Annotated in this window: 21 protein-coding genes; 12 read left to right on the forward strand and 9 right to left on the reverse strand. The window is 70.4% G+C overall.

The genetic code is table 11. The features are described 5' to 3' along the window. Positions 1-189 precede the first annotated feature (189 nt). Both C693_RS0111005 and C693_RS0111010 read right to left on the reverse strand, forming a co-directional pair. Entirely contained in the window at positions 190-1,812 is a 1,623-nt protein-coding gene (locus C693_RS0111005) for an alpha/beta hydrolase (RefSeq protein WP_017462331.1), read from the reverse strand. 54 nt (positions 1,813-1,866) lie between these two features. Continuing rightward, the gene (locus C693_RS0111010; protein ID WP_017462332.1) at positions 1,867-3,543 is read right to left on the reverse strand and encodes a serine hydrolase; all 1,677 of its coding nucleotides are present in this window, start codon (positions 3,541-3,543) and stop codon (positions 1,867-1,869) included. Positions 3,544-3,672: 129 nt separating this feature from the next. Here C693_RS0111010 and C693_RS0111015 point away from each other — a divergent pair, with 129 nt between their 5' ends. Then, a complete protein-coding gene (locus C693_RS0111015) occupies positions 3,673-4,533 on the forward strand; it encodes a DUF72 domain-containing protein (RefSeq protein ID WP_026107348.1) in 861 nt (286 codons plus the stop codon). On the opposite strand, the gene C693_RS0111020 is transcribed toward C693_RS0111015, so the two are convergent. Together C693_RS0111020 and C693_RS0111025 are read right to left on the reverse strand one after the other, a co-directional pair. Next, positions 4,530-5,600 (reverse strand): GGDEF domain-containing protein, encoded by a 1,071-nt coding sequence (locus tag C693_RS0111020; protein WP_017462334.1) that lies wholly within the window; start codon positions 5,598-5,600, stop codon positions 4,530-4,532. The two genes, C693_RS0111015 and C693_RS0111020, sit on opposite strands and share 4 nt — an antisense overlap. Positions 5,601-5,652: 52 nt before the next feature. Beyond that, positions 5,653-6,480 carry a glucose 1-dehydrogenase gene (locus C693_RS0111025; protein WP_017462335.1) on the reverse strand — a complete coding sequence of 276 codons (828 nt, stop codon included), beginning with the start codon at positions 6,478-6,480 and terminating at the stop codon, positions 5,653-5,655. A 120-nt stretch (positions 6,481-6,600) separates the two neighbouring features. On the opposite strand from C693_RS0111025, the gene C693_RS0111030 reads away from it, so the two are divergent. Genes C693_RS0111030 through C693_RS0111040 form a run of 3 tightly spaced genes read left to right on the forward strand, consistent with a single transcriptional unit; the run spans position 6,601 to position 7,664 of the window. After that, entirely contained in the window at positions 6,601-7,008 is a 408-nt protein-coding gene (locus C693_RS0111030) for a ribonuclease domain-containing protein (RefSeq protein WP_017462336.1), read from the forward strand. Then, complete coding sequence (locus C693_RS0111035; RefSeq protein WP_017462337.1) at positions 7,005-7,427, forward strand: barstar family protein; 423 nt, start codon at positions 7,005-7,007, stop codon at positions 7,425-7,427. Before C693_RS0111030 ends, C693_RS0111035 begins: the two co-directional genes overlap by 4 nt. 6 nt (positions 7,428-7,433) lie before the next feature. After that, positions 7,434-7,664: an RNA-binding S4 domain-containing protein gene (locus C693_RS0111040; RefSeq protein WP_017462338.1), complete on the forward strand. Its 231-nt coding sequence runs from the start codon at positions 7,434-7,436 to the stop codon at positions 7,662-7,664. Positions 7,665-7,674: 10 nt separating this feature from the next. Here C693_RS0111040 and C693_RS0111045 read toward each other — a convergent pair whose 3' ends face one another. After that, a complete protein-coding gene (locus tag C693_RS0111045; RefSeq protein WP_026107349.1) occupies positions 7,675-8,490 on the reverse strand; it encodes an arylamine N-acetyltransferase family protein in 816 nt (271 codons plus the stop codon). 178 nt (positions 8,491-8,668) lie between these two features. Here C693_RS0111045 and msrA point away from each other — a divergent pair, with 178 nt between their 5' ends. Continuing rightward, positions 8,669-9,373, forward strand: coding sequence for a peptide-methionine (S)-S-oxide reductase MsrA (gene msrA / locus C693_RS0111050; protein WP_017462340.1), 705 nt, complete (start codon positions 8,669-8,671; stop codon positions 9,371-9,373). 44 nt (positions 9,374-9,417) lie between these two features. Here the strand turns inward: msrA and C693_RS0111055 are convergent, their stop codons facing one another. From C693_RS0111055 to C693_RS0111065, 3 genes are all read right to left on the reverse strand, one after another. Further along, positions 9,418-12,156, reverse strand: coding sequence for a putative bifunctional diguanylate cyclase/phosphodiesterase (locus tag C693_RS0111055; RefSeq protein ID WP_017462341.1), 2,739 nt, complete (start codon positions 12,154-12,156; stop codon positions 9,418-9,420). A 124-nt stretch (positions 12,157-12,280) separates the two neighbouring features. After that, entirely contained in the window at positions 12,281-13,057 is a 777-nt protein-coding gene (locus C693_RS0111060; RefSeq protein ID WP_017462342.1) for a TenA family transcriptional regulator, read from the reverse strand. Between the two features lie 409 nt (positions 13,058-13,466). After that, the gene (locus C693_RS0111065; protein ID WP_017462343.1) at positions 13,467-16,208 is read right to left on the reverse strand and encodes a tetratricopeptide repeat protein; all 2,742 of its coding nucleotides are present in this window, start codon (positions 16,206-16,208) and stop codon (positions 13,467-13,469) included. Between the two features lie 179 nt (positions 16,209-16,387). Between C693_RS0111065 and C693_RS0111070 the strand changes: the two genes are divergently transcribed. The 5 genes from C693_RS0111070 to C693_RS0111090 are packed head-to-tail and all read left to right on the forward strand — an operon-like array spanning position 16,388 to position 19,999. Next, on the forward strand, positions 16,388-16,666 hold the full coding sequence (locus C693_RS0111070; RefSeq protein WP_017462344.1) for a hypothetical protein: 279 nt from the start codon (positions 16,388-16,390) through the stop codon (positions 16,664-16,666). A gap of 4 nt (positions 16,667-16,670) precedes the next feature. Further along, complete coding sequence (locus C693_RS0111075; RefSeq protein WP_017462345.1) at positions 16,671-17,759, forward strand: hypothetical protein; 1,089 nt, start codon at positions 16,671-16,673, stop codon at positions 17,757-17,759. Between the two features lie 41 nt (positions 17,760-17,800). After that, entirely contained in the window at positions 17,801-18,166 is a 366-nt protein-coding gene (locus C693_RS0111080; protein WP_017462346.1) for a zinc ribbon domain-containing protein, read from the forward strand. Between the two features lie 40 nt (positions 18,167-18,206). Continuing rightward, positions 18,207-19,202, forward strand: coding sequence for a hypothetical protein (locus tag C693_RS0111085; RefSeq protein WP_017462347.1), 996 nt, complete (start codon positions 18,207-18,209; stop codon positions 19,200-19,202). Between the two features lie 11 nt (positions 19,203-19,213). Continuing rightward, entirely contained in the window at positions 19,214-19,999 is a 786-nt protein-coding gene (locus tag C693_RS0111090) for a hypothetical protein (RefSeq protein ID WP_017462348.1), read from the forward strand. A gap of 19 nt (positions 20,000-20,018) precedes the next feature. Here the strand turns inward: C693_RS0111090 and C693_RS0111095 are convergent, their stop codons facing one another. Continuing rightward, positions 20,019-20,408 (reverse strand): MAPEG family protein, encoded by a 390-nt coding sequence (locus C693_RS0111095; RefSeq protein ID WP_017462349.1) that lies wholly within the window; start codon positions 20,406-20,408, stop codon positions 20,019-20,021. Positions 20,409-20,505: 97 nt separating this feature from the next. Here C693_RS0111095 and yjjG point away from each other — a divergent pair, with 97 nt between their 5' ends. After that, positions 20,506-21,180, forward strand: a complete 675-nt coding sequence (gene yjjG, locus C693_RS0111100; protein ID WP_017462350.1) for a pyrimidine 5'-nucleotidase — start codon at positions 20,506-20,508, stop codon at positions 21,178-21,180. Positions 21,181-21,265: 85 nt separating this feature from the next. Beyond that, complete coding sequence (locus tag C693_RS21570) at positions 21,266-22,930, forward strand: FAD-dependent oxidoreductase (RefSeq protein WP_017462351.1); 1,665 nt, start codon at positions 21,266-21,268, stop codon at positions 22,928-22,930. Positions 22,931-22,941: the final 11 nt, after the last annotated feature.

Genomic DNA, 22,941 nt, shown 5'->3' on the forward strand with positions numbered 1-22,941 from the left:
CGTATGGCCGATGGAGCGCTCCGGCGGCCGCTCTCGTGCGATGCACGGGCCGGGCGCAGCGGGCCGGCCTCCGCCAGAAGCCACGGCCGGGGGCGCCCGCGGGGCCGCTCGCTACGGATGGGCGGCGATGCGGGCGGCAATTGCGCCGCGCATCGCCGCATCATGACGAGGCGGCAGCCGGAGTCACGATCACTGTGCCGGCGGCTTCAGCGTCGAATGCGGGCGCGCGATGGCGTACATCTGCCAGGTGATCTGCTTCATCAGGCCCTGGCGGTCGTCGCCGATGCGGTACAGGTCGAAGTGGGTGCGGTCCGGGATGAAGTGGAACGAGGACTTCGCGCCCAGCCCGTCGAGCACCGCCTTGAGCTTGTGGGCCGCACCGTCGAGGTAGAACGTGTCGGCGGTGCCCACGTAGAGGTGGATCTTGCCGTCGAGATCCTTCTTCAGCTGCGGCCAGTGCGTCTTCAGGCGATAGGCGATGTCGTAGTGATCGTGCCAGTACGCGACCACCGCCGGATCGACGTCGCCGGTGTCGCGGTCGAACATCGGCTCGGGACGGCCGTCCTTGCCGCGCGGCGAGAACACCCAGTCGAACGAGGCCATCTGGCCGCCGTAGGGCCCGACCACCCGCTCCATCTGCGCGAACTGCTGGAAGGTGGCGATCACCTTGCCATGGTCGCGCACCAGCGGGTACGGCGTGCCGTCCGCACGGCGGTAGACGTTGGCGTGCGGTGCATACAGGTCGATGCCGGTGAAGTCGTGGAAATCGCTCGGATCGGGCGAGGTCGACCAGGTGCCGCCGAACACCTTCGGATAACGCGTCTGCAGCCACAGCGTGGCCCAGCCGCCGGAAGAATGTCCGTTGAGGAAGCGCCCGCTGGCCTTGCCGTCCATGCGGTACTGCTTCTCCAGCGACGGAATCAGCTCGGTGGTGAGCGCCTGCCCCCACGGACCGTTGTTCACCGAGTCGGCGAATTCGTGCGTACCAGTGGGCGAGGACTCGTCCAGCAGCACCCAGATCATCGGCGGCATGGCCTTCTCGGCCATCTGTCCGTACATCGTCAGGCCGGTCATCGCCTCGCTGCGATAGCCGCCGGTGTAGCCGTGCGTGTGATAGACCACCGGGTAGGTGGTCTTGCCCGAAACGTCGTAGCCCGGCGGCAGCAGCACCCAGCCCTTCATGTGGATCGGCCGGCCCCAGAACGCGCTGAGCACCGGACTGACGAAGTCGATCGGCTTGAGGTGGGCCTTCGCCTCGGCCAGATGCTGCCTGGTGGTCGGACTGAGCGCGTGCTCGGGGATGTCCCACAGGTCATGCCCTGGCACCACCTTGTCCAGCACCAGTCGCGGCATGACGGCGGGCAGGTGGACTTCCACCACCGGGCTGATCAGGTCGCCGGCATCGCGGCCGGAGTAGTTGTAGTCGTGGTTCGTATCCAGCACCGCCTGCAGCAGGTAGTCGCCCGGCGGAAGCTGCGAGAACGCCTTGGGGAAGGCCACGGCATCGCCATCGAGCGTGACGCCCTGCCCTGGCACCAGGTGGGTCACCTCGCGCGCGGCGATGGCGGTCTGGGTGGGATCGAGCATGTTGCTGTCCACCTCCTCCACCTTGCCGTCCTTGGCCTGGACGCGGGCCGTGGCCGCGTCGACCGCGAACAGCAGCAGGCGCCCGGACACCGGCTTGCCTGAAGCCGTACCCAGGTCGACGCGGAACAGCGCCGGGGCCGCCGGTGCGCTGTCACGCGCCGGGACCGAGGAAGCGATCGCCAGCCCACACAGGCCGGCGAGCAGGAACGATGCATAACGGCGCATGCGGATCTCCCCTCATCGATGGAGGGCGCCGCCGGGTTCGGCGGCGCCGGTCGGTCAGTCTTCGGACGCCTTGTCCGCCTTTGCCGGCTTCAGGCGCAGGTCCTGGAAGTCGAAGCTGAAGTCGGTCAGCGGCGAGATCGGCTGCATGCGCAGTTCGGTGATCCTGCCGTCGGCATCGAGCGTGTAGGTGGCGAAGGCGTCGGCGTTGAGCGTGCGGTCGTCCCACTTCACCACGAAGGTGCTGTGCTGCCACGGGGTCATGGTGCCGATCAGCTGCTTGGTATGGGCGAAGCGCATGCGCAGCTTGCCGCCCTCGTTGCTGACGATCACGTCGCCGTACCAGGGATCCTGGAACGTACCGGCGTACCTGGCCTGCGGCAGGTCCAGCTTGGGGTGCTTCTCGCGCGCGGCGAGGTGCTTGGCCCAGCTGTCGTCCGCATGCGCTTCGCCCTTCTTCACCAGCTTGTCGTAGACGGCGACCCAGTCGGTCTTCTGGCCCGGATGCAGATAGGCGTCGAGCACGCGGTAGGTCACCGCGTTGAAGGCGGCGCCTGATTGCGCGTTGGTCAGCACCACCACGCCCAGGTGCTGGTCCGGCACCAGGGTCAGGCGCGAGACGAAGCCCGGCCAGCCGCCGGTGTGCCAGGCCAGCCGGTGGCCGCGGTAGTCGGACAGGAACCAGCTTTCGCCGTAGCCATAGAAGTTCGGCACCACCGGCTTGAACTCCGGCAGCGGCGGCTTGCCCACCTTGATCGGGGTGAGCATGGTCCACATCTGGCGCTGGCTGTCTTCGGAGAAGATCCGCTGCGGCTTGCCGTCGGCACCGGTCTGCGGCAGCGCGCCGCCGGCGAGCTGCACGTTCATCCACTTGGCCAGGTCGTGCACGCTGGCGTAGATGCCGCCGGCGCCCGGGTCGTTGAGCCAGGCCATCGGCGGCACCGGCTTCAGATCCTTGAAGTTCTCCGGCGCGTAGCCGGTGGCCACGTCCATGCCCGGCTTGATGTAGGTCTCGTCGATCAGCGACTCGTCCATGCCGACCGGCTGGAAGATGTGCTGGCGGATGTAGTCGGCGTACTTCTGCCCCGAGGCCTGCTCGATCACCAGCGTCGCCACCGCGAACAGGATGTTGTCGTAGGCGTAGCCGCTGCGGAAACCGTTCTTGATCGGCACGTTCTTCAGGCGCTCGACCACGTCGCGGGTGGTGTACGAGGTCGGCGGCCAGTACAGCAGGTCGCCGGCGCCCAGCGAGAGGCCGCTGCGGTGCGCGAGCAGGTCGCGGATGCGCATCTCGTGGGTCACGTACGGGTCGGACATGCGGAACCACGGCAGGTGGTCGATGACCCGGTCGTCCATCTTCAGCTTGCCGGCCTCGTCCAGCTGCTGCAGCGCCGCGGCGGTGAACGCCTTGGTGTTCGAGGCGATGGCGAACAGCGTGTGCGCGTCCACCGGCTGCTTCGGGTCCAGCGACTTGTCGCCGAAGCCCTGCTCCATCACCACCTTGCCGTCCTTGACGATCGCCACGGCGATGCCGGGCACGTCGAAGGTCTTGCGGGCGCTGTCGACGTAGGCGGCGAAGTCGGACAGGTCCGGCGGCAGTGCCGGGCGGGCGGTGTCGTCGACGCGGGCCGGCGGCGGCGTGGCCGCCTGCGGTGCGCCCTGGGCCATCGCGCCGGAAGCGGCAACGAACAGCGCCGCGGCGATCGCCGCGCGCAGGGAGGGACGGAAGGACATGCGGGATTCCCCATCGTTTGCGGAACGGATCGCCCCACTATCGCGGCAAAGCCATCGTGCCGCCTAGTCCGAAGGTCATGGGTGCTGGCCTGTGCCAAGATGCCGGCCCCGCCCGACGCCACGCCCGCCATGACTGCCACCGACGATCTCTTCGGCGCTCCCGCGACAGCGGCCGTTACCGGCCCGGCGATCCGCTGCGGCATCGGCGGCTGGGTGTTTTCCGCCTGGCGCAACAACTTCTATCCGGCCGGGCTGGTGCAGCGGCGCGAGCTGGAATACGCCAGCCGCCAGCTGCGCAGCATCGAGATCAACAGCACCTACTACCGCGCGCCGGAGCCGGCCACCTACGCCAACTGGGCCAGGCAGGTGCCGGATGGCTTCGTGTTTTCGCTCAAGGCGCCCAAGCTGATCGTGCTGCAGCGCCGGCTGGCCGGCGCGGCGCGGATGATCCAGCCCTTCGTCGACGACCTGGATGCGCTGGGCGACCGGCTCGGACCGATCGTGTGGCAGTTCACCCCGGCCCGTGAATTCGACGCGGACGACCTGGCGGCCTTCCTCGAGCGCCTGCCGCGCACGCTCAATGGCCGGCCGCTGCGGCACGCGCTGGAGGTGCGTCACGCCAGCTTCCTCAGCCCGGCCTATGTCGAGCTGGCCCGGGCGCACGGCGTGGCGACGGTATTCACCGACTCCCCGGACTATCCCTCGCTGGCCGACCTCACCGGAGATTTCGCCTATGCCCGGCTGATGCGCAGCCGTGCCGGCGAAGCGGAGGGCTACCCGCCCGGCGAACTCGATGCATGGGCGGGACACGCCGCGCAGTGGCGCGATGGCGGCGACCCGCCGTCGCTGCCGCACGTCGGCCCGGCCGCCGGCAACGGTCGTGCGCGCGATGTATTCGTCTACTTCATCAGTGCCGACAAGGCCCGCAACCCGGCCGCAGCCATGGCCCTGCAGCGACGGGTGAACAACCTACCGAGAGATCACAGCTAGTCGGCCACCATCACCCGATCGCGTCCGCCGCGTTTGGCGGCATACAGCGCCGCATCGGCGCGGGCATACAGCTCGGCGGTGGATTCGCCGACGCGCCAGGCCGCCACGCCGATGCTCACCGTCAACGGCTGGCTCAGCCGCGCCTCGCGCACCGCGCGGCACAGCGCCTCGGCCTCGCGCGTCGCGCGGGCGCGATCCATGCCCGACAGCAGCAGGACGAATTCTTCGCCGCCGTGCCTGGCGGGAATCGTGGCCGGTGCCACCAGCCGCCGCAGCAACTGGCCGAATTCGGCCAGCACCTGGTCGCCGACCGGATGGCCATGCACGTCGTTGATCGCCTTGAAATGGTCGATATCGATCAGCGCCAGCGACACCGGCTGCTGTTCCATCGCCGCATGGCTGAGCGCCTTTTCCAGCGCCACGGTGAAGGCGCGACGGCTGCTCAGGCCGGTGAGCGGATCCACCCCGAGCTGGGTCGACAGCTCCTCGTTGTGCAGCTCGAGCAGGCGCTGGTAATCCTGCATCTGCTGCTCGTACCACTCGCGCTCCTCCAGGTGCTGGCGCAGCTGGCGGTTCACCCGGCGCAGCTCCATCAGGGTTACCACCTGGCGAGACAGCCGGGTCAGCGACTCGCGCTGGAACGGGCTGAGCTCCCGCGGCTGACGATCCATCACGCACAGCGTGCCGGCAACGTGCCCGGAGGGGCTGACCAGCGGCGCACCCGCGTAGAAGCGGATATGCGGGGTACCCAGTACGCGGGGGTTGTCGCGGAAACGCGGATCGTCCAGTGCGTCCTCCACCACCATCAGGCGCGAGGCGTCCAGAATGGCGTGGCCGCAGAACGAGACGTCCCGCGGCCCCTCCCTCGCATCCACGCCGAGCGCGGCCTTGTACCACTCGCGCTCGGCATCGACCAGGCTGACCGAACCCATCGGCGTACCACAGATGCCCGCGGCGACCGCCAGCAGGTCGTCGTAGGCCTGCTCGGGCAGGGTGTCGAGGATTTGGTAGCGGTGCAGTTCGTCGAGGCGGGCCGCCTCGGTGGCGGGACGTGCGGGTTTCTGCATGAGGGGTGCGACGCGAGACGGTGACGTGGGGCCGCGCGTCCGCTGCGGTCGGCTACTGGTACTGCATTCTGCGAACCATACCCCCATCGGCGACGAAGTTCTCGCCCGTGATGAAACCGGACTGCGGCGAGAGCAGGAAAGCCGCCAGTGCACCGATGTCCTCCGGCGTGCCGACCCGACCGGCGGGGTGCTGGGCATGGTCGGCCCGGCTCAGCTTCGGCGTGCGGCGCGTGGTCGGCTTGCGCCAGGCGTCGGTGGCGATCCAGCCCGGGCTGATCGCATTGACCCGCACCGCCGGGCCGGCGCTGATCGCCAGCGCATGGGTGAAGGCCAGCAGGCCACCCTTGCTGGCCGCGTAGGCCTCGGTATCCGGTTCGGACTGCAGGGCGCGGCTGGAGGCGACGTTGACGATCGCACCGCCGCCTGGCGCCTGCCGCAGGGCTGGCAGCGCGTGCTTGGCGCACAGGAAGGCACCGTCCAGGTTCACGCCCAGGCGGCGGCGCCACTCGCGCAGGTCGAGCCGCTCCAGCGGTCCGGTATGCGGATCGGCGATGCCGGCGTTGTTGACCAGACCGTCGATCCGCCCGAAGCGTCGCAGCGCCCCCGCGACGAAGCGCTGCACGCTGGCCTCGCGACTTGCGTCCAGGCGCAGGAACGCCGCGGCATCGCCCGCCTGCCACTCCTCCAGGCAGGCCCGGCCGGCCTCGCCGTCGACATCGCCGATCAGCACGCGTCCGCCCGCCGCCAGGACGGCCTGGGCGATGCCGCGGCCGATGCCCTGGGCGCCTCCGGTCACCAGCACCAGGCGCCCGCACAGCGGCGCGGGATCAGCCGCCGCCGGGCGGAGAAAGGAGGGTACGGCGCGGGGACGGGGCGGCATGGCGAAGACTCCTGAAGCGGGGCACCGACCATGCATCGTCCCGCGGCGCGGCTCAACGGGCGGTCAACGCCATCCGGCCACGGGCGCTACACTGCGCGCCCGTCCCGGACCCCGCCCGCCATGCGCAAACTGCTCGGCCTCGTGATCGTGCTGGTCGTCGCCCTGCTGATCTGGCGACAGCAGCCGCATGCCCCGCTGCCGGATCCGGCACCGCCCGCGCATCGTTCGTCGATGGCCGGGCCACGCGCCAGCGAGAACGGCCAGCTGCCGCCGGAAGCGCGCCGGACGCTGGCCCTGATCGCCCGGGGCGGACCGTTCCCGCACGCGCAGGACGGCACGGTGTTCGGCAACTACGAAGGCCTGCTGCCAGCGCAGCCGCGCGGCTACTACCACGAATACACCGTGGAGACTCCCGGCGCGCGCACCCGCGGTGCGCGGCGCATCATCACCGGCGGCAATCCACCAGCGGTTTACTACTACACCGACGACCACTACCGCAGTTTCCGCCGCATCGAGGGAGCGCGATGAGCCACGCCGGAGGCCACCTCGACCTCAGCCGGCCGCTGCTTTCCGGCATCTACGACGTGGACGCGCGCGACTACCCCGCGCTCGCGGCGCAGGCGCGCCGGCACGAACTGGCACTGCGCCGGATCGACCTCGCCGACTGCACCGGCAAGGCCGCGCTGCTGGCGCGCATCGCCGATACGCTGCAGTTGCCGGAGGACTTCGGCTTCAACTGGGATGCGCTGGCCGACTGCCTGCGTGACCCGGGCTGGCAGCCGGCCTGGGGCCACGTGCTGCTGTTCGAACACGTCGACCCGCTGCGCCGGGGTGCACCGCACGACTTCGCGATCCTGCGCGGCGTGCTCGACGACGCGGCCACGTTCGCGCTGGAGCACGACCGGCCCTTCTTTGCCTTCTTCCCCCTGCCCGCCACCGACGACTGAACTGCCATGGAACACATCGACTTCGCCCTGGAACCGCCGCACGACTACGTGGAGCTGAACCAGCTGCTCAAGCTGGCTGGTCTGTGCGACAGCGGCGGTGCGGGCAAGGCCATCGTTGCCGCCGGGGTGGTCGCCGTGGACGGCACGCTGGAGCTTCGCAAGACCTGCAAGATCCACGCAGGACAGCGCGTGGTGGTGGACGACGAGGTGACGATCCTCGTCCACGCGGCGGACTGAGCCGCCGCGCTCAGCGTGGCAACATCGCCAGCCGGCGGTCCAGCCCGGCATGCGCCGGCAGCACCAGCATGAAGTGGCGCTCCAGCACCCGACGGATGTCGGTGGTGGTCGGCAGCGGGTAGCGCTCGCTCGGCCCGCCGCGATGATGGATGGTGAACTCGTGGTTGCGCAGGGTCAGTCGCTGGTCGGCGATGGTGCGCGCCACGATCAGCTGGTGGGTGAACGGCGAATCGTGATGGGTCGACACGTAGTGGTTGGCCACGGCCAGGTCGATCTCCTCGCACGGCTGCTGGCGGAACCGGTACAGGCTGCGCCACTGGCCCGACACCTGCGCCTGCAGCAGCCATTCGTCGTCGCGCTCGAGCAGGCGGCAGGGCTCGTGGGGGGTGAGCTGCTCCAGGCCGCTGGTCAGTCGAAGGGCGCTGGACAGGCTGAGCCCGCCGAAGCCGGCATCGACCAGCCACGGCTCGTCGTCGATGACCACGCGCAGCACCATGTGGCTTTGCGCAGCGGGGGCGCCCTCGGGGCGATTCCACAGCACCCGGGCCAGCAGGCAGTCCACCGGCAGGTCCAGCGAGCGCAGCACTTCGGCGAGCAATCGGTTGTGCTCGAAGCAGTAACCACCGCGGCCGCGATGGACCAGCTTGTCCTCGATGCCCAGCGGATCGAGGTCGATCGGCTTGCCCATCAACGCATCGAGGTTCTCGAAGGCGATCGCTGCCACGTGCGCCCGCACGATGCCCTGCACGGTCGCCAGATCCGCGCGCATCGGGTCGAGAAAACCGATGCGGCGTGCATAGGCGCCGAGGTCGATGACCGGATGCATGCACGCGCCCATGGCCTCAGGCGCTCCCCGCGGGCAGTTGCCGCGGCGTAACCGCCGGGCGACCGGCGGCGAAGTGACGGGCGGACGCCTGGCGACGCATCCTTTTCCGCGACCGCTGCGTAGAGGATGCTGTCGCGGATCGGCGGCCTTCCCCCCTGCCACTCCAGGAAGCCTCCCCATGCCCCGGAATTCCCGTCTCGCGCTGCTCGCCCGCATCGGTGCCGCCGCGCTGTTCCTGACCGTCGGTGCCTGCAGCGCCGCGCCAGCCAGCCAGGCCGTGGTGCCACCGCCGAAACTCGACCCGGCGCCAGCGGCGGCCGGCGACCAGGTGGCCGTGCTGGCCGGCGGCTGCTTCTGGGGCCTGCAGGCAGTGTTCGAGCACGTGAAAGGCGTCCGCCACGTGTGGGCCGGCTACGCCGGTGGCGCGGCGGACACCGCGCACTATTTCCGCGTGGCCGAAGGCGACACCGGACACGCCGAATCGGTGAAGATCGTCTACGACCCGGCCCAGGTCAGCTACGGCACCCTGCTGCAGGTGTTCTTCTCGGTGGCGCACGACCCGACCGAACTCAACCGGCAGGGGCCGGACCACGGCACCCAGTATCGTTCGGAGATCTTCACCACCACGCCGCAGCAGCGCGAGGTGGCTCAGGCCTATATCCGCCAGCTGGGCGCGGCGCACGCGTTCGACGCACCGATCGTCACCCGGGTGGAGCCTCTGCCGGCGTTCTACATGGCCGAGGGCTACCACCAAGACTACTACCGCACGCATGCCAACGACCCGTACATCGTCTACAACGACGCGCCGAAAGTCGCCGCGCTGAGCCGGCTGATGCCGCAGTTGTACCGGACCGAGACCGGCAACGCCGACGGTGGACGCTGACCGGCCCCCACCCTGGCACTGGGCGACGCGCTGGCGGTCCATGATCATCCGGCCCGCGGCGGCGGCACCAGGCGCAGGCGGGTCGGCGGCTGGTTGCCGCCTGACTTGAGCATGCGCATGAGATCCGGCACCTCCAGCGGGCGGGCATAGAGGTAGCCCTGCCCTTCCTCGCAGCCGGCGCGCAGCAGGAACTCGTGCTGCTCCTCGTCCTCGATGCCTTCGGCGATGGCGTAGAGCCTGAGGCTGCGCGCCATCGCCAGGATCGCCTCGACGATGGCCACGTCGTCCGCGTTGCGCGGGATGCCGGTGATGAAGGTGCGGTCGATCTTCAGGCAGACCACCGCCGGCAGCTTGAGGTAGGCCAGCGAGGAGTAACCGGTGCCGAAGTCGTCGATCGCCACGCCCACGCCCATGGTGTGCAGCGCGTACATGGTGCGGTGGGTGCCTTCGCCCAGGCGCAGGATCGCGCTCTCGGTGATCTCCAGCAGCAGGCGCTTCGGATCGACCTGGTAGTCGCGCAGCGCCCTCTGCAGCCCCTCGATGAAGGCCGGGTGGCCGAACCAGCTGGCCGAGACGTTCACCGCGATGCGGATCGGCGCGACCCGCTCGTGCTCCCACTGCTTGATCCAGGCGCAGGCCGCGCGCAGTACCCACTCGTCGATGCGGCGGATCAGGCCCAGGCTCTCGGCCATCGGGATGAAGTTGTCCGGCATCACCAGTCCGCGCTTCGGATGCTGCCAGCGCAGCAGCGCCTCGGCGGCCACCACGCGCCCGGTTCGCAGGTCCAGGCTGGGCTGGAACACCAGCCGGAACTCGTCGTTGGCCAGTGCCTGGCGCAACTCGGACGCCAGCTGCAGGCGCTTGCGCGCATCGGCCTGCATGATCGGCGAGTAGAAGCGGAACGCGTTGCGCTCCTCGCTCTTGGCCGCATACATCGCCGCGTCGGCGTTGGTGATCAGCGCCGACGGGGTCTCGCCGTCCAGCGGGTAGCTGGCGATACCGATGCTGGCGCTGAGCACGATGTCGTATTCGTCCACCGGGATCGGCGCGGCCAGCGCGGCCAGCAAGCGGCTGGCGACGTGCGCAGCCTCGTCGCGGGTGTCCAGCCCGGTGACCAGGGCGGTGAATTCGTCGCCGCCGATGCGCCCGGCCAGGTCGTTCGGCCCCAGCTCGGCCAGGATGCGCTCGGCCACCCGCGCCAGCAGCCGGTCGCCGATGGCGTGGCTGTAGCTGTCGTTGACGATCTTGAAGGCATCCAGGTCGATGAACAGCACCGCCACGCAGCTGCGGCTGCGCGAGGCGAGCTCCAGCGCGTCGCCGCAGCGGCGCTCGAACTCGGTGCGATTGGCCAGCCCGGTCAGCAGGTCGTGGGTGGCCAGGTGCTCCAGCCGGCGCTGGTCCGCCTTGGTGGTGGTGATGTTGGTGAATACCGCCACGTAGTGCAGTACCTGGCCGGCATCGTCGCGGATCGCTCTGATGCTGAGCAGTTCGGGATAGGTGCTGCCGTCGCGACGACGGCTCTTCACCTCGCCGCGCCAGTTGCCGCCCAGCTCGATCGAGCGCCAGACGCTGTCCGGCAGCGGACGGTCGTCGGCCAGGCATCGGGTTTCGTCGAAGCGCACGCCCTGCAGCGCCTGCGCGGTGAAGCCGGTGATTTCGACGTGGGCGGCATTGACCGTGACCACGCGGCGGTCGGCGTCGGCGATGATCACGCCCTCGGCGATGCTGCCCAGCGCCTTGGCGGCGATGCGCCGCTCGTGCTCCATCGCCACGCGGTCGGACACGTCGCGGACGATCGCCTGGCTGACCTCGGTATCGCCCCAGCGCGCGAGGCTGCTGCGTGTTTCCACCGGCCTTACCGCTCCCCCGCGGCCGAGCAGCGAGGTCAGCGCGATATCGCCCTCGCGGCTGCCGACCGGAGGCAGTCCGTTTTCGAGGTCGAGGGGGTCGTGGGCGAACAGCGACGTGAAGTCCCGCCCGACCAGCTCGCGCTCGTTGCATCCGGTCCAGGCCGACGCGGTGCGGTTGGCGTCCAGCACCCGGCCGGAACGCCGGTCGACCATGACGATGGCATCGCCGGCGCTGTCGAACAGCAGGCGATAGCGCTCCTCGCTGCCGCGGATGCTCTCGACGATCCGTCGGGCCATCCACAGCCACAGGCCGGCGGCGAGGCAGAACGCACCGATCACGCACCAGAAGAGCATCTGACCGGCCCAGATGGCGCCCTTGACCATCTCCACCGAAAACAGGTTGGTGCGCGGCTCCATGAAGGCGTTGAGGGTGTTGATGCGCTGGCGGATGCGGGTGATCTCGTCAGCCGCCGGCGTCCCCTTCGCATAGAGCTGCTGGATCTGGACGGCCATGCGGCCCAGCTCGTCGATCGATGCGTCGGTGGAGCGCCAGGCGTCCAGCGATGCCCGGAGGTGCGGCGCTCCGGTGAAGTGGCGCAGCATGAAGATCATGCCGGGCTTGGAGGCCGGCATGATGTTGCCCTTGCGGAACACCTCGTCGATGTCCTGCTTGCGGTAGTGGCCGGATGCGATCGCATCGCGGCCCCAGCGGTCGCTCTCCAGCAGGTCGTAATGGCGCTGGAAATGGGCAAGGTCGTCCGGGGACCCGCTCAGCGCGTAGTTGTCCAGGTCGATCACGGCCTGCTTCTGCGCCTTGGACCAGATGCTCTCGCTGTTCAGGAAACCAGCGAGAGTCACCTGGATCTGCAGGACGCCCCAGGTCATCGCCATGATCAGCACGATGGCCAGGGCCAGCGCGTAGGCGAGCGGCATCAGTCGCCGTGTCAGCGACCGCTGTACGCTCAGACTGTTACCCGCAAACCGCATCGCCCGCCTTTACGCCGGAGGGCACCGGACTGGGCGCCCTTCCCCTGTTTTCTCCTTCCGCGACAATCCTTTAGGCCGCGGCCTCGCTAAGCAACAACCGGTCCGGGCAATTCTGGATGCACCGGTCCCCCAGCAGGATCATGCTGGTGTAGCTGCGCTTGATGCACTCGGCGAGATGCGCCACGTCGTCGGCCGAAGGGTCCATGCCCATCAGCGTGCAGACGATCTCCAGCGCTTCCCACGGGTGAGTGTCGTCATAAGCGGCATGAAGGTGCAACCACTTTAGCGCGGAAGTTCTTATCGAAGGATCAAAGCTTTCCCGATACTTCGTGCTGTCGTAGATCATCTGCGACCACTCCCCGGTCACCCCCTCGATGGCGTAATTGGTGGCCACGATACCGGCCGCCAGGCTGCCGCGGGCGCAGATGTCCTCGCACCAGCGGGACAGTCCGTCGGTACCGTGCGGGGGCGCCTCGCCGAGCAGCCGCTCGCGTGGCACGCCGGCGCCTTCGGACCAGTGGATCCAGTACTCGGCATGGTTCTGCTCCACCCGGATGTTGCGCACCAGCCAGCGCCGGGCCAGGTTGTCGCCGGGACTGCGTCCGTAGCGGGTCTTGAGCAGGCTCAGCGCCATGAAGCTGGGAAAGCGCTCGATGAAGGGCCACAGGCCCAGCATGAAGTTCGCCGTGGACTCCTCGTCCAGGCGCAGGTCCATCATCAGCTTCCAGATCTCGTGGTCGAGAACGCGGGCCTTGGTGCTCTCGCAGTCGGCGATCATGTCCTGCGCCCATTGCGGGTAGCTGGACAATTCGGTGAGCGGGCCGGTGCGTTCGAAATGCTTGTTCATGCGGAACTCCTCTAGTGCCTTTGACGGACTGTGGCTGCCGGCTGGTCCGGCGTATCGGCCGGATGTCCGGTGATCGGGCAGCATCGATCCCGGAAAACGTCGCTCCGGTCCCTTGCAGGGCCGGGCCGGAGCGGAAAAGCCGTCTCAAGGGAGGAGGAGACCGCTGCGCCGCCGCATCGACCGGCGCGTATTCCTCCCGGGGAAGATCCTGTGGATAGGCCTCGGCGCATGATGCGATCCGGTTCGCATCCTGTGGTGCATGTGCCTTCCAGCCGTTCAGTTATGGTGCCCAGCCTCCCTGCCGCTGCCCGGGTGAAAGCGGATTGATACCGCATGGATGGAGTCACCGCGAGCACGCGCAAAGATGCGACGGGACGTGTGGGAAGCCGGCCCGGCGGAACCTCGGCGATCAGGGCGCGGTTCCCGGTCCCTTCGCCAGCAGGGCGCGGAACGGAGCCTGCTCGGCCTCGGCCACACCTTCGCGCTGCATGTCCGCCAGCGCCTGCCGCAGGCGGGGCCGGGCCTCCCCGATCCGCCCCATCCGCCACAGGATCTGCGCGCGCAGCGCGCTCAACACGGCGGCGCGGCCGGGATCGGAGGTGGTGCTCTGGTAGGCCGCCGGATCGACCTGGTCGATCAGCGCCAGCGCCTGCGCCTGCTGGCCCAGCGCGCTGAGCACGCCGGCCTCGGCCACCCGCGCGGCCTGCAGCACCGGACTGTGCTCGCCCGAGGTCTTCGCCAGGCCCTGCCCGGCGGCGCGGATGTCCGCCAGTGCCGCGGTCAGGTCGCCGGCATCCTGTTCCTGGGTGCCCAGATTCAGCCGCTCGACCAGGGTGTACTGGCTGTCCGGCCCCCAGCGGCGCAGGGTGCGCTGGTAGACATCGCGCTCGATCGCCAGCGCGCGGCGATTGTCGCCGCTGAGCGAGTAGAGGTAACCCAGCGTACTCAGCGTACTGATCGTGCCCTGCCCGTCCGGCCCCTGCACCGAGGCAAAGTCCGCCAGCGCCGCGCTGACCACCGGAAGCGCCTCGGCGTAGCGGCCCTGCGCGCGCAGCGCATCGCCCAGCCGCGAGCGGGCCATCCCGAGCACCGCCCGGCCGATCCGCCCGCGGGTGAACGGCGTCCCGCCCAGCACCTGGCGGGCAATCCGCTCGGCGTCGGCAGCCCGTCCCAGGCGCAGGTCGCAGCCGGCCAGGCTGAGCAGGATGTGCGCCGCCATCGGCACGTCGTCCGGATGCAGGATGCGCTGGATGGTCTGCGCCGCCCGGTAGTTTTCGTAGGCCGCCTTTACCTGCATGCGCTGGTACTCGACGTCGCCGCGCGAGAGGTGCGAGCGCAGCCCGATCTCCGACACCGACTGCCGCCGCACGCCGGCATCGCGGTCGGCCCGGTCCAGCCCGGCCGTCGCCTGGTCGAAGTGCGACAGGTGCGCCTGCATCACCGCCAGCTCGTAGCGCGCCAGCAGCACGCGGTCGTCACCGGTGCCGACCGCCCCCTGCATCAGCTCGACCGCTTTGCCCAGCTGCGTGCTGGCGCTGGCGAAGTCGCCGGTGGCCCGGTAGGCGCGCCCCAGGGTCTGGTGCAGGCTTGCCGCCAGCAGCGGCGCCTTGCTGTAGCGGGCGTCGAGCCGATGGGCGGCCGCATCGAGGATCTCGCGCAGGCTGGGGTTCTTCTCGTACCAGGCCGGGGAATCGCCACCGATGCCGGCACCGAGCAGATCCTCGTTGAGGAACCGGTTGGTGGCGTTGGCGATGGCCGCCTGGCGTTGCGCCTCGTCACGCGCCAGTCCGGCCCGGCGGTACTGCCACAGGCTCACGCCCAGACCGAGCATCAATACCACCACCGCCGCGACGATCCACGGCCGCCGCGCCCGGCTGCGCTCGAGCCGCCGCTCCGCGCGTACCGCACGGGCCTCGGCCTCGCGCAGCCGGGCTTGCTCCAGCCGGCGCAGGTCGCGCCGACGCAGGCGGTCGGCCAGCTCGGCCACGCTGGACAGGCGCTGGGCCGGGTCGCCGGCCGTGGCCAGGGCGATGTCCTCGCGCAGCAGCTCGTCGTCGACCGCAGACTCCCAGCCCGGCGCCAGCGGCCGGCGCAGGTCGCCGACCCACAGCTGGTAGAGGATCAGGCCGAGCGCGTAGACGTCGCTCTGCACCGTCGGCGCCTGCCCCCCCAGCAGTTCCGGCGCCAGGTACAGCGGCGTGCCGCTGGCGTCGTCGGCGAGCGCCTGGGTCACGGTCAGGCCCAGCGCGGTGATGCCGAGCTGGTCGAGGCGCTCGGGCTCCATCAGGCGGCCGCTGCCGAAGTCGCCCACGCGCAGGCGCCAGCCCGCGCCTTCGGGCATCACCAGCACGTTGGACGGCTTGAGATCCTTGTGCAGCACGCCGACGCGATGCGCCGCGGCCACCGCGTCGGCGATCTGCAGGAAGACCGCCAGCCGGGCCGGACCGTCCAGCGCCGGCAGGCCGGCCGGATCCTCGGCCCAGTGCGCCAGGCTGACACCGGCCCAGGCGCATTCGAGAAAGAACGGCGCGTCCTCGAAATTCCAGTCGATCACCCGCACGAAGTCGTCCCGGTCGCCGAGCCCCTCGTGCAGCACGCGATACAGCGTGGCCTCGCGCTTGAGCGCCGCCAACCGGTCGCCGGCGGTGGCGAACTTGTAGACGCGCGCTTCGCCGGTCTTGTCGTGGCGGGCCAGCCAGACTTCGCTGCCGTGGGCCGGGGCCAACTGTTCGCGCAGGCGGAAGTGGCCGCGGCCGGGCACCGGCTCCCCAACCCGGAGGGCTAGCTGGCTGCGCAGCCGACGGCCGGCGACCGTGCGCTGGACCGGGCCGACCAGCCGGTAACCGACCCGCGGCACGTTGACGACCCGCCCGGCCTCGCCCGGTCCCAGCGCCTTGCGCAGCTTGGCCACCGCATTGGCCAGCACGTTGTCCACCGTCGGCCGGCCGGCCCAGACGGTGTCGAACAGTTCCTCGCGGGTCACCACCTCGTCGGCGTGGCGCAGCAACAGCGCCAGCACCTGCAGCGGACGCTGCTCGAGGTCCACGGCCAGCCCCCCCACGCGCAGCTCGGCACGCGCCTCGTCGAACTGCGCACCGCCGAAGCCGTAGCAGTAAAGCGGTGGATCGTCGGTGGCCGCGCCCTGATCCATGCATGCCTCTCCTCTGCGGAACTATGCGCCACTGCGCACGCCGGTGCGAGTCGGGGCGCGGGACCACACGCTTGCCGGACACCGCCGTTAGCGATCCGTTAGAGCGCCGAGAGGACTTCCCGCCCCGCCCCGTGGCGCAATCCGGCCACGCCTCCCGCCGGAGGCTTCGGGGAACATCGATGGACCTGCCCTGCCGCCACCGTCTCGCTCGACTGTGCCTGGCCGTCGCATGGGCCGCAGCCGCCAGCGGCTGCACCCGCACCGTGTGGGTGGACGTGGACGCCACCGGCTGCAGCGAGGCCTCGGTGCAGGTGATGAACCACGACCCCGACACGGTGCAGCGGATGGCCGCGGTCTGTGCGCTCAACGGCGCACCGGCCAACGCGGACGTCATGCGCTGTCACCACCACACGCTCCAGGTCGGCTGTCGCGGCCCGGCGCCCAACCCGCCCAGGTGAAGCCATGAACACCTCCGATACGCCCTCTGCCCCCACCTCGCTGCTCGGCGCACTTGACGCCCTGCGCGGCCCCGGCAACCTGCTGCTGATGGCCGTCGGTGGGGCGGCCGCCGGCCTGCTCATGGCCATGGCCGTCGGCAGCGCCGTGCACGGCGGCCGGCTGACCGTGCTGATCGCCCTGCTGCTGGCCTGGCTGGTCGGCACCACCGCCTACTGCGCGGTTTCGCTGCGACAGTGGCGACGCCGCCACGGTGGCAACGCGCCGGGACTGCTGGCCGCGGTGACCGGAGGTTTCCCCCTGGCCGTGAAGGTACTGCTGGCCCTGATTCTGCTGTTCGTCGCGGTGCTGGTGGTGGTGCTCGCTGCCTGCCTGCTGTTCCTGCTGACCCAGATCCCGGGGATCGGGCCGGCGCTGGACCACCTCGTGTTCCCGCTGGTGGCGGTGGTGATGGGCATCGCGCTGTATGCGCTGGGCTTCATCGCCGCGCCGCTGGCCACCGTCGCGGCCTGCGACGGACGCTCGATCACCGGCATCGTCGCCACCGTGCTGCTGGTGGTGCGCAAGCGGCTGTTCGACACCGCGCTGCGCGGCATGCTGCTGAACCTGGTCGCGCTGGCGGTGATCGCGCTGGCGACCGGCATCGTCACCGCCGGGGTGCTGTCCGCCTCCGCCGTGCAGCATGCGGTGCACATCGGCCATGCCGCGCCGGCCTATGCCGGCCACTACGGCGGATACGGCGACGACGGCATGGGCGATCCGGGGTTCGGCGGTCCGGCCGCCGGGCTGATGGCCATGACGGCGGGCCTGCGCAACGTGGCCGCCTCCGCCTCGGTGCTGTACTTCCTGGCGATCAGCCTGGGCCTGGTGGTGCTGGCGGCAGGCTGGGTGGTGATCTTCGAGGAGACCGTGCAGGACCTGGACCCGCGCGCGCTGGAAGCCCGGTTGCGCGCCCAGGCCGAACGCGCCCGCCAGGGTGCGCGCGCCGCCCAGGACAAGGCCACCCGGCTCGCCCGCGAGAGCGCGGCACGCGCCCAGCCCCCCGCGCCGGATACCGCCGTACGCCGCGACGAGCCGCCGCCGGGTGCCGGCTGAGCGTCGCCCTCCTTTCCACGCGATCCCGCAGGAGTCCCGTCATGGCCCTGATCCAATGCTCCGATTGCCACACCGATGTATCCGACGCGGCTGCGGCCTGCCCACGCTGCGGTGCACCGCTCCCGGTCACGCTCAAGCAGGGCCAGGAGCAGTGCCCCTGGTGCATGAGCGTGGTCGACGCACAGGCCTCGATCTGCCCCGGCTGCCGTGCCCGCAAGGGCTACGCGACCAATGCCTACGGCGTGATGGGCAAGGGCTCGGTGATCGCCTTCGGCCTCGTGCTGCCGCTGGTGATCACCGCGGTGTTTCCACCGGCCGGCCTGCTGCTGGTGCCGGTCGCGCTGTTCTGTGCCTGGCGGCTCAAGCGTGGGCCGGTCTGGTACCAGACCACCCGCGTCGGCGGCTGATCCGGTTCACCTCTCTCTCTTCCCCGGCCAGGAGCCTGCCATGAACATCCACGATGATCTCCGCACAACGCTTCGCGCCGGCGCGGTCGCGCTGTCGGTGCTGCTCGCCGCCTGCAGCTCGGGCCACGCACCGACGCCGGCCGGCGGCAGCCCGCGCGCCGACCGCACCCCCGCCCGCGCACCCACCGGCAATGCCAGTGCCGAGGAGGTGGCTGCCGAGAAGCGCGGCGACGTCGACTGTCCCGCCGACAAGCCCACCGCTCCGGCCGGCACGCCGGTCGACGACGTGCTCGGCGTTCGCCCCGGCCTCACCTACGAGCAGGCGGCGCACCTCGTGCTGTGCGCCAACCCGCTGCTGGTGATCAGCGAGGAAAACGACCGCGGCTTCAACTTTCCCACCTATGGCCAGAAGCTGCGCCAGGCGTTCACCGCCCGCTTCGCCGAACCGCGCGTGCAGAAGACCTCGCGGCAGATCATCCAGGAGATGGAGCGCGACGCCACCGCGCGCGGCATGAACGCCGTGCGCCACGACATGAAGCCGGGCCAGTCCAAGTGGTTCGTCTCCACCATGGGCATGCCGGGGCAGGAGAAGGTGATCGCGGTGGCCCGCGAAGAGTGGTTCGACGCCGGACGCAACCCGACCATGGACAGCGTGCAGCAGGCGCTGGTCGGCAAGTACGGCGCGCCCAGCAGGCAGGACGGCAGCAGCAACTACCGCCGGCTGGTGTGGATCTTCGACCCGCGCGGCCGGCAGGCCAGCGAGACCTCGCCGCTGTACGACCAGTGCAGCGGCATCGCCGATCCCGATGGCTCGGTGAACCTGTCGCCCGATTGCGGCGTGGTGATCCAGGCCTACCTGTACGGCCAGCGCGACAACCTCGCGCTGGCGCAGCGCATGCAGGTCGGCGTGGTCGACCAGGCCGGCGGCTACGCCGCGGTCAGCGCCACCGAGCAGGGCCTGGCCGCGCTCGACGCGCAGCGCCGTGCCCGACAGGTCCAGGACGCCAGCAAGAACGCCCAGGCGCCGAGTCTGTAGGAGCCCACGCCATGACCTCGCCCCGCCCTCGCCGCTCGCACGCTTTCGCCTTCGCTTTCGCCGCTTGCCTGCTCGGCGGCTGCGGCGGCAGCGCCCATGAGGCAGACGCCTCGTCGACCACCCCTGAGCCACACCGGTCCGGCACCGCAACGGCTCCGGCCAATGCGCCTGCCGCAGCCCCTGCCGAGCGTGCGGACAGCGACCCCGCCGACACGGCCGACCCCGGCGACGTCGCCGCGCGTACCGGCACACTCGACAACCCCGACAACCCCACCATGGTGTTTCTCTACTACGACCTGGCCGGGTTGCCGCCGCCGCTGGACGCGTGGGTCGAGCAGGACACCCGGGTGGACAGCGCGGCCGGCCCCGAGAAGGCCGCACGCCGCGCCGAGGTCCGCGCCGAACTGGTCGCCGGCCTGCGCGCGGTGAGGAACGTCGGCGTGCTGCACCTGACCATGCAGGCCAACCTGAGCGACTACGACCCCAGCTACAACGAGTTCACCATCCGCGCGCTGTCGCCCAGTTCGCAGGTGGAGTTCGAAGCGTTCCGGCAGAAGGTCGAGCTGAGCTTCGACAACGCGCTCGACGCACAGAGCTGGCACGTCCCGGCGGCGGATGCCCAGGGCATCCGCGACCGGATCAGCCGGAGCGGCGTGCAACTGGATCTCACGGTGAAGATCGACAAGGTCCTGCCCGGTCCCGGCGGCGGCAGCATCGTCGCCCGCGTGCTGCACTACGATCTGCGCGAAACCAGCGGCAACACCCTGCTGGCGCGGATCGACGTGCCCGCCCGTTGAGCCCGTGGCGGTGGCCTGCTCAGAGCAGGCCGCCGAGCACCATCAGCAACCCGGCCAGCGCCGCTGCCCAGACCACCGTGCGCAGGTAGGGAATGCCCGCCAGATAGACCGGAAGATAGGCCACGCGGGCCCACAGGTAGATCTGCGCACCGAGCGCGGTGTGTGCGTCGGCCCGCTGGGCAATCAGCACGGCCAGCACCGCGGCGGCGAAGAACGGGAAGGTCTCCAGGAAATTCGCGCTGGCCCGCGTGGCGCGGGCCGCCGCCCCGGTCAGTGCAGCCACCTCGCCATCGCGACTGCCGGCGTTCCAGCGCAGCCCCCGCTGCCGGGTCGAGAGCGTGGCGGCGATCGCCACGTGGATCAGCCCGAGCACCACCGCCCACGCCAGCATCTTCAGTTCGATCGTCATGTCTTCCTACACCCTGGGTCTGTCGGACAAAGCCGGCGGCAGCAGGCCGGATCGGGGACGGGTATCGTCTACCCACCATTCCCCGACAGATACGCCCGTGAACTACCGCTGGATCCTCTTCGACGCCGACGACACGCTGTTCCACTTCGACGCCTTCCAGGGCCTGCGCCGGATGTTCGCCGGCCACGCGGTGGACTTCACCGAAGCTGACTACGCGCAGTACCAGGAACTCAACAAGCCGCTGTGGGTGGCCTACCAGGAGGGGCGCATCGGCGCGACCGAGCTGCAGACCACCCGCTTCGACGGCTGGTCGCGCCGGATCGGCGTATCGGCAGCCGACCTCAACGATGCCTTCCTGCTTGCCATGGCCGAGATCTGCACCCTGCTGCCCGGCGCCCGCGCGCTGGTCGATGCGCTGGCCGGTCGCGTGCGCATGGGCGTGATCACCAACGGCTTCACCGCGCTGCAGCGGGCCCGGCTGCATCGCACTGGGCTGGCCGACCACTTCGAACTGCTGGTGATCTCCGAAGAGGTCGGCGTGGCCAAGCCGGACGTGCGCATCTTCGAGCACGCGCTGGAGCGCATGGGCCAGCCGCCGCGCGGGCAGGTGCTGATGGTGGGCGACAATCCGCACTCGGACATCCGCGGTGGGCTCGACGCCGGCCTAGTTACCTGCTGGGTCAACGTCCACGGCCACGCCGCGCCCGAGGGGATCGCACCGCATCACGAAGTGCCGTCGCTGGACGCCCTGCACCGGCTGCTGCTGGACTGAGCCGACCGGTCGCGGCGCGGTGGCAGCGATGCCCCCGGCAGTGCGAGGATCGCCTGTGGCCGCATTGCATCGGGGAGACATCGCCATGGGCAGCAGCAACACGGCGCGGAACCGCGCCGACCAGATGTTCCCGGTGCTGGATCCCGGCGATGTCGCACGCGTGCGGCAGTTCGGCGAACCCCGCCGTTACGTCGCCGGCGAAGTGTTGTTCCACACCGGCGAGCGCGACATCGGGCTGATCCTGGTGCTGTCCGGTGCGGTGGACATCCACCAGCACGACGGTACCGGCCACGCGGTGGGCGTGGCCCATCACGGTCCGGGCCAGTTCATCGGCGAGGTGAGCGGCCTCAGCGGCAAACCCGCGCTGGTCGACGGCGTCGCCGCGGAAGATGTCGAGGCGGTGTTCCTCTCTCCCGAACAACTGCGCCGGCTGATCGTCGCCGAAGCCGATCTCGGCGAACGCCTGATGCGCGCGCTGATCCTGCGCCGGGCCAGCCTGATCGAATCCTGCGCGGCCGGCCCGCTGCTGATCGCCGAGCCGGACGACAGCGGCCGCGCGCGCATCGGCAATTTTCTGCGCCGCAACGGCTTTCCGTTCCGCGCCCTCACCCCGACCGAAGACCCCGCCGTGGCCGAGATGGTCGCTGCCTACCGCGAGTGCCCGAACAGCTGGCCGTTGCTGCTGTTGGCCGACGGCCGCCTGCTGCGCAACCCCAGCGACACCGACGTGGCGCACGCGCTGGGCATGATCGGCGAGACCGCCTCGGACCGCGTCTACGACGTGGCCGTGGTCGGCGCCGGACCGGCCGGGCTGTCCGCCGCCGTCTACGCCGCTTCCGAAGGCCTGAGCGTGCTGGTGCTGGACGCGCGCGGCTTCGGTGGCCAGGCCGGCGCCAGCGCGCGCATCGAGAACTACTTCGGCTTCCCCACCGGCATCACCGGCCAGGCACTGACCGCGCGCGGCTTCGTGCAGGCGCAGAAGTTCGGTGCGGAAATCGCGATTCCCGCCTGCGTGGAATCGCTCGACTGCGAGGCCGCCGACGGCATCCACCGGCTACGCACCGAGGACGGCCGCAGCTGGTGCGCGCGCACCGTGGTGATCGCCAGCGGCGCCCGTTATCGCCGGCCGCCGCTGGACGATCTGGCCCGCTTCGAGGGCCGCGGCGTGTGGTACTGGGCCTCGCCGATGGAGATCCAGCTGTGCCAGGGGCAGGAGGTGGCGCTGGTCGGCGGCGGCAATTCCGCCGGCCAGGCCGCGGTCTACCTGGCCAGCCACGGCTGCCGGGTGCGGATGATGGTGCGCGGTGCCGGGCTGGCCGCGACCATGTCGCGCTACCTGATCGACCGCATCGAGGCGAACCCGGCGATCGAGCTGATGACCGGAACCGAGCTGGTGGCGCTGGAGGGCGATGCGCGCGGCCTGCAGTCGGTGCGCTGGCGTCGGCGCGCGGACCAGTCCGAAGCGCGCGCGCCGATCCGTCACGTGTTCCTGTTCATCGGCGCCGAACCGGCGACCGGGTGGCTGCACAGCTGCAGGCTGGACACCGACCGCAACGGCTTCGTGCTGTGCGGCGGCGATCCCGCCTATCCGCTGGCCACCAGCCGGCCGGGCGTATTTGCCATCGGCGACGTGCGCGCCGGGTCGGTCAAGCGCGTGGGCGGCGCCATCGGCGAGGGCGCCACCGTGGTGGCGCAGATTCACGCCTGGCTCGCCTCGCGCGCCACGGAGCAAGCCGCCGCCACGGCCTGACCGATCTGCAG

Source organism: Dyella ginsengisoli LA-4, assembly GCF_000334915.1.
Lineage (GTDB): Bacteria > Pseudomonadota > Gammaproteobacteria > Xanthomonadales > Rhodanobacteraceae > Dyella_A > Dyella_A ginsengisoli_A.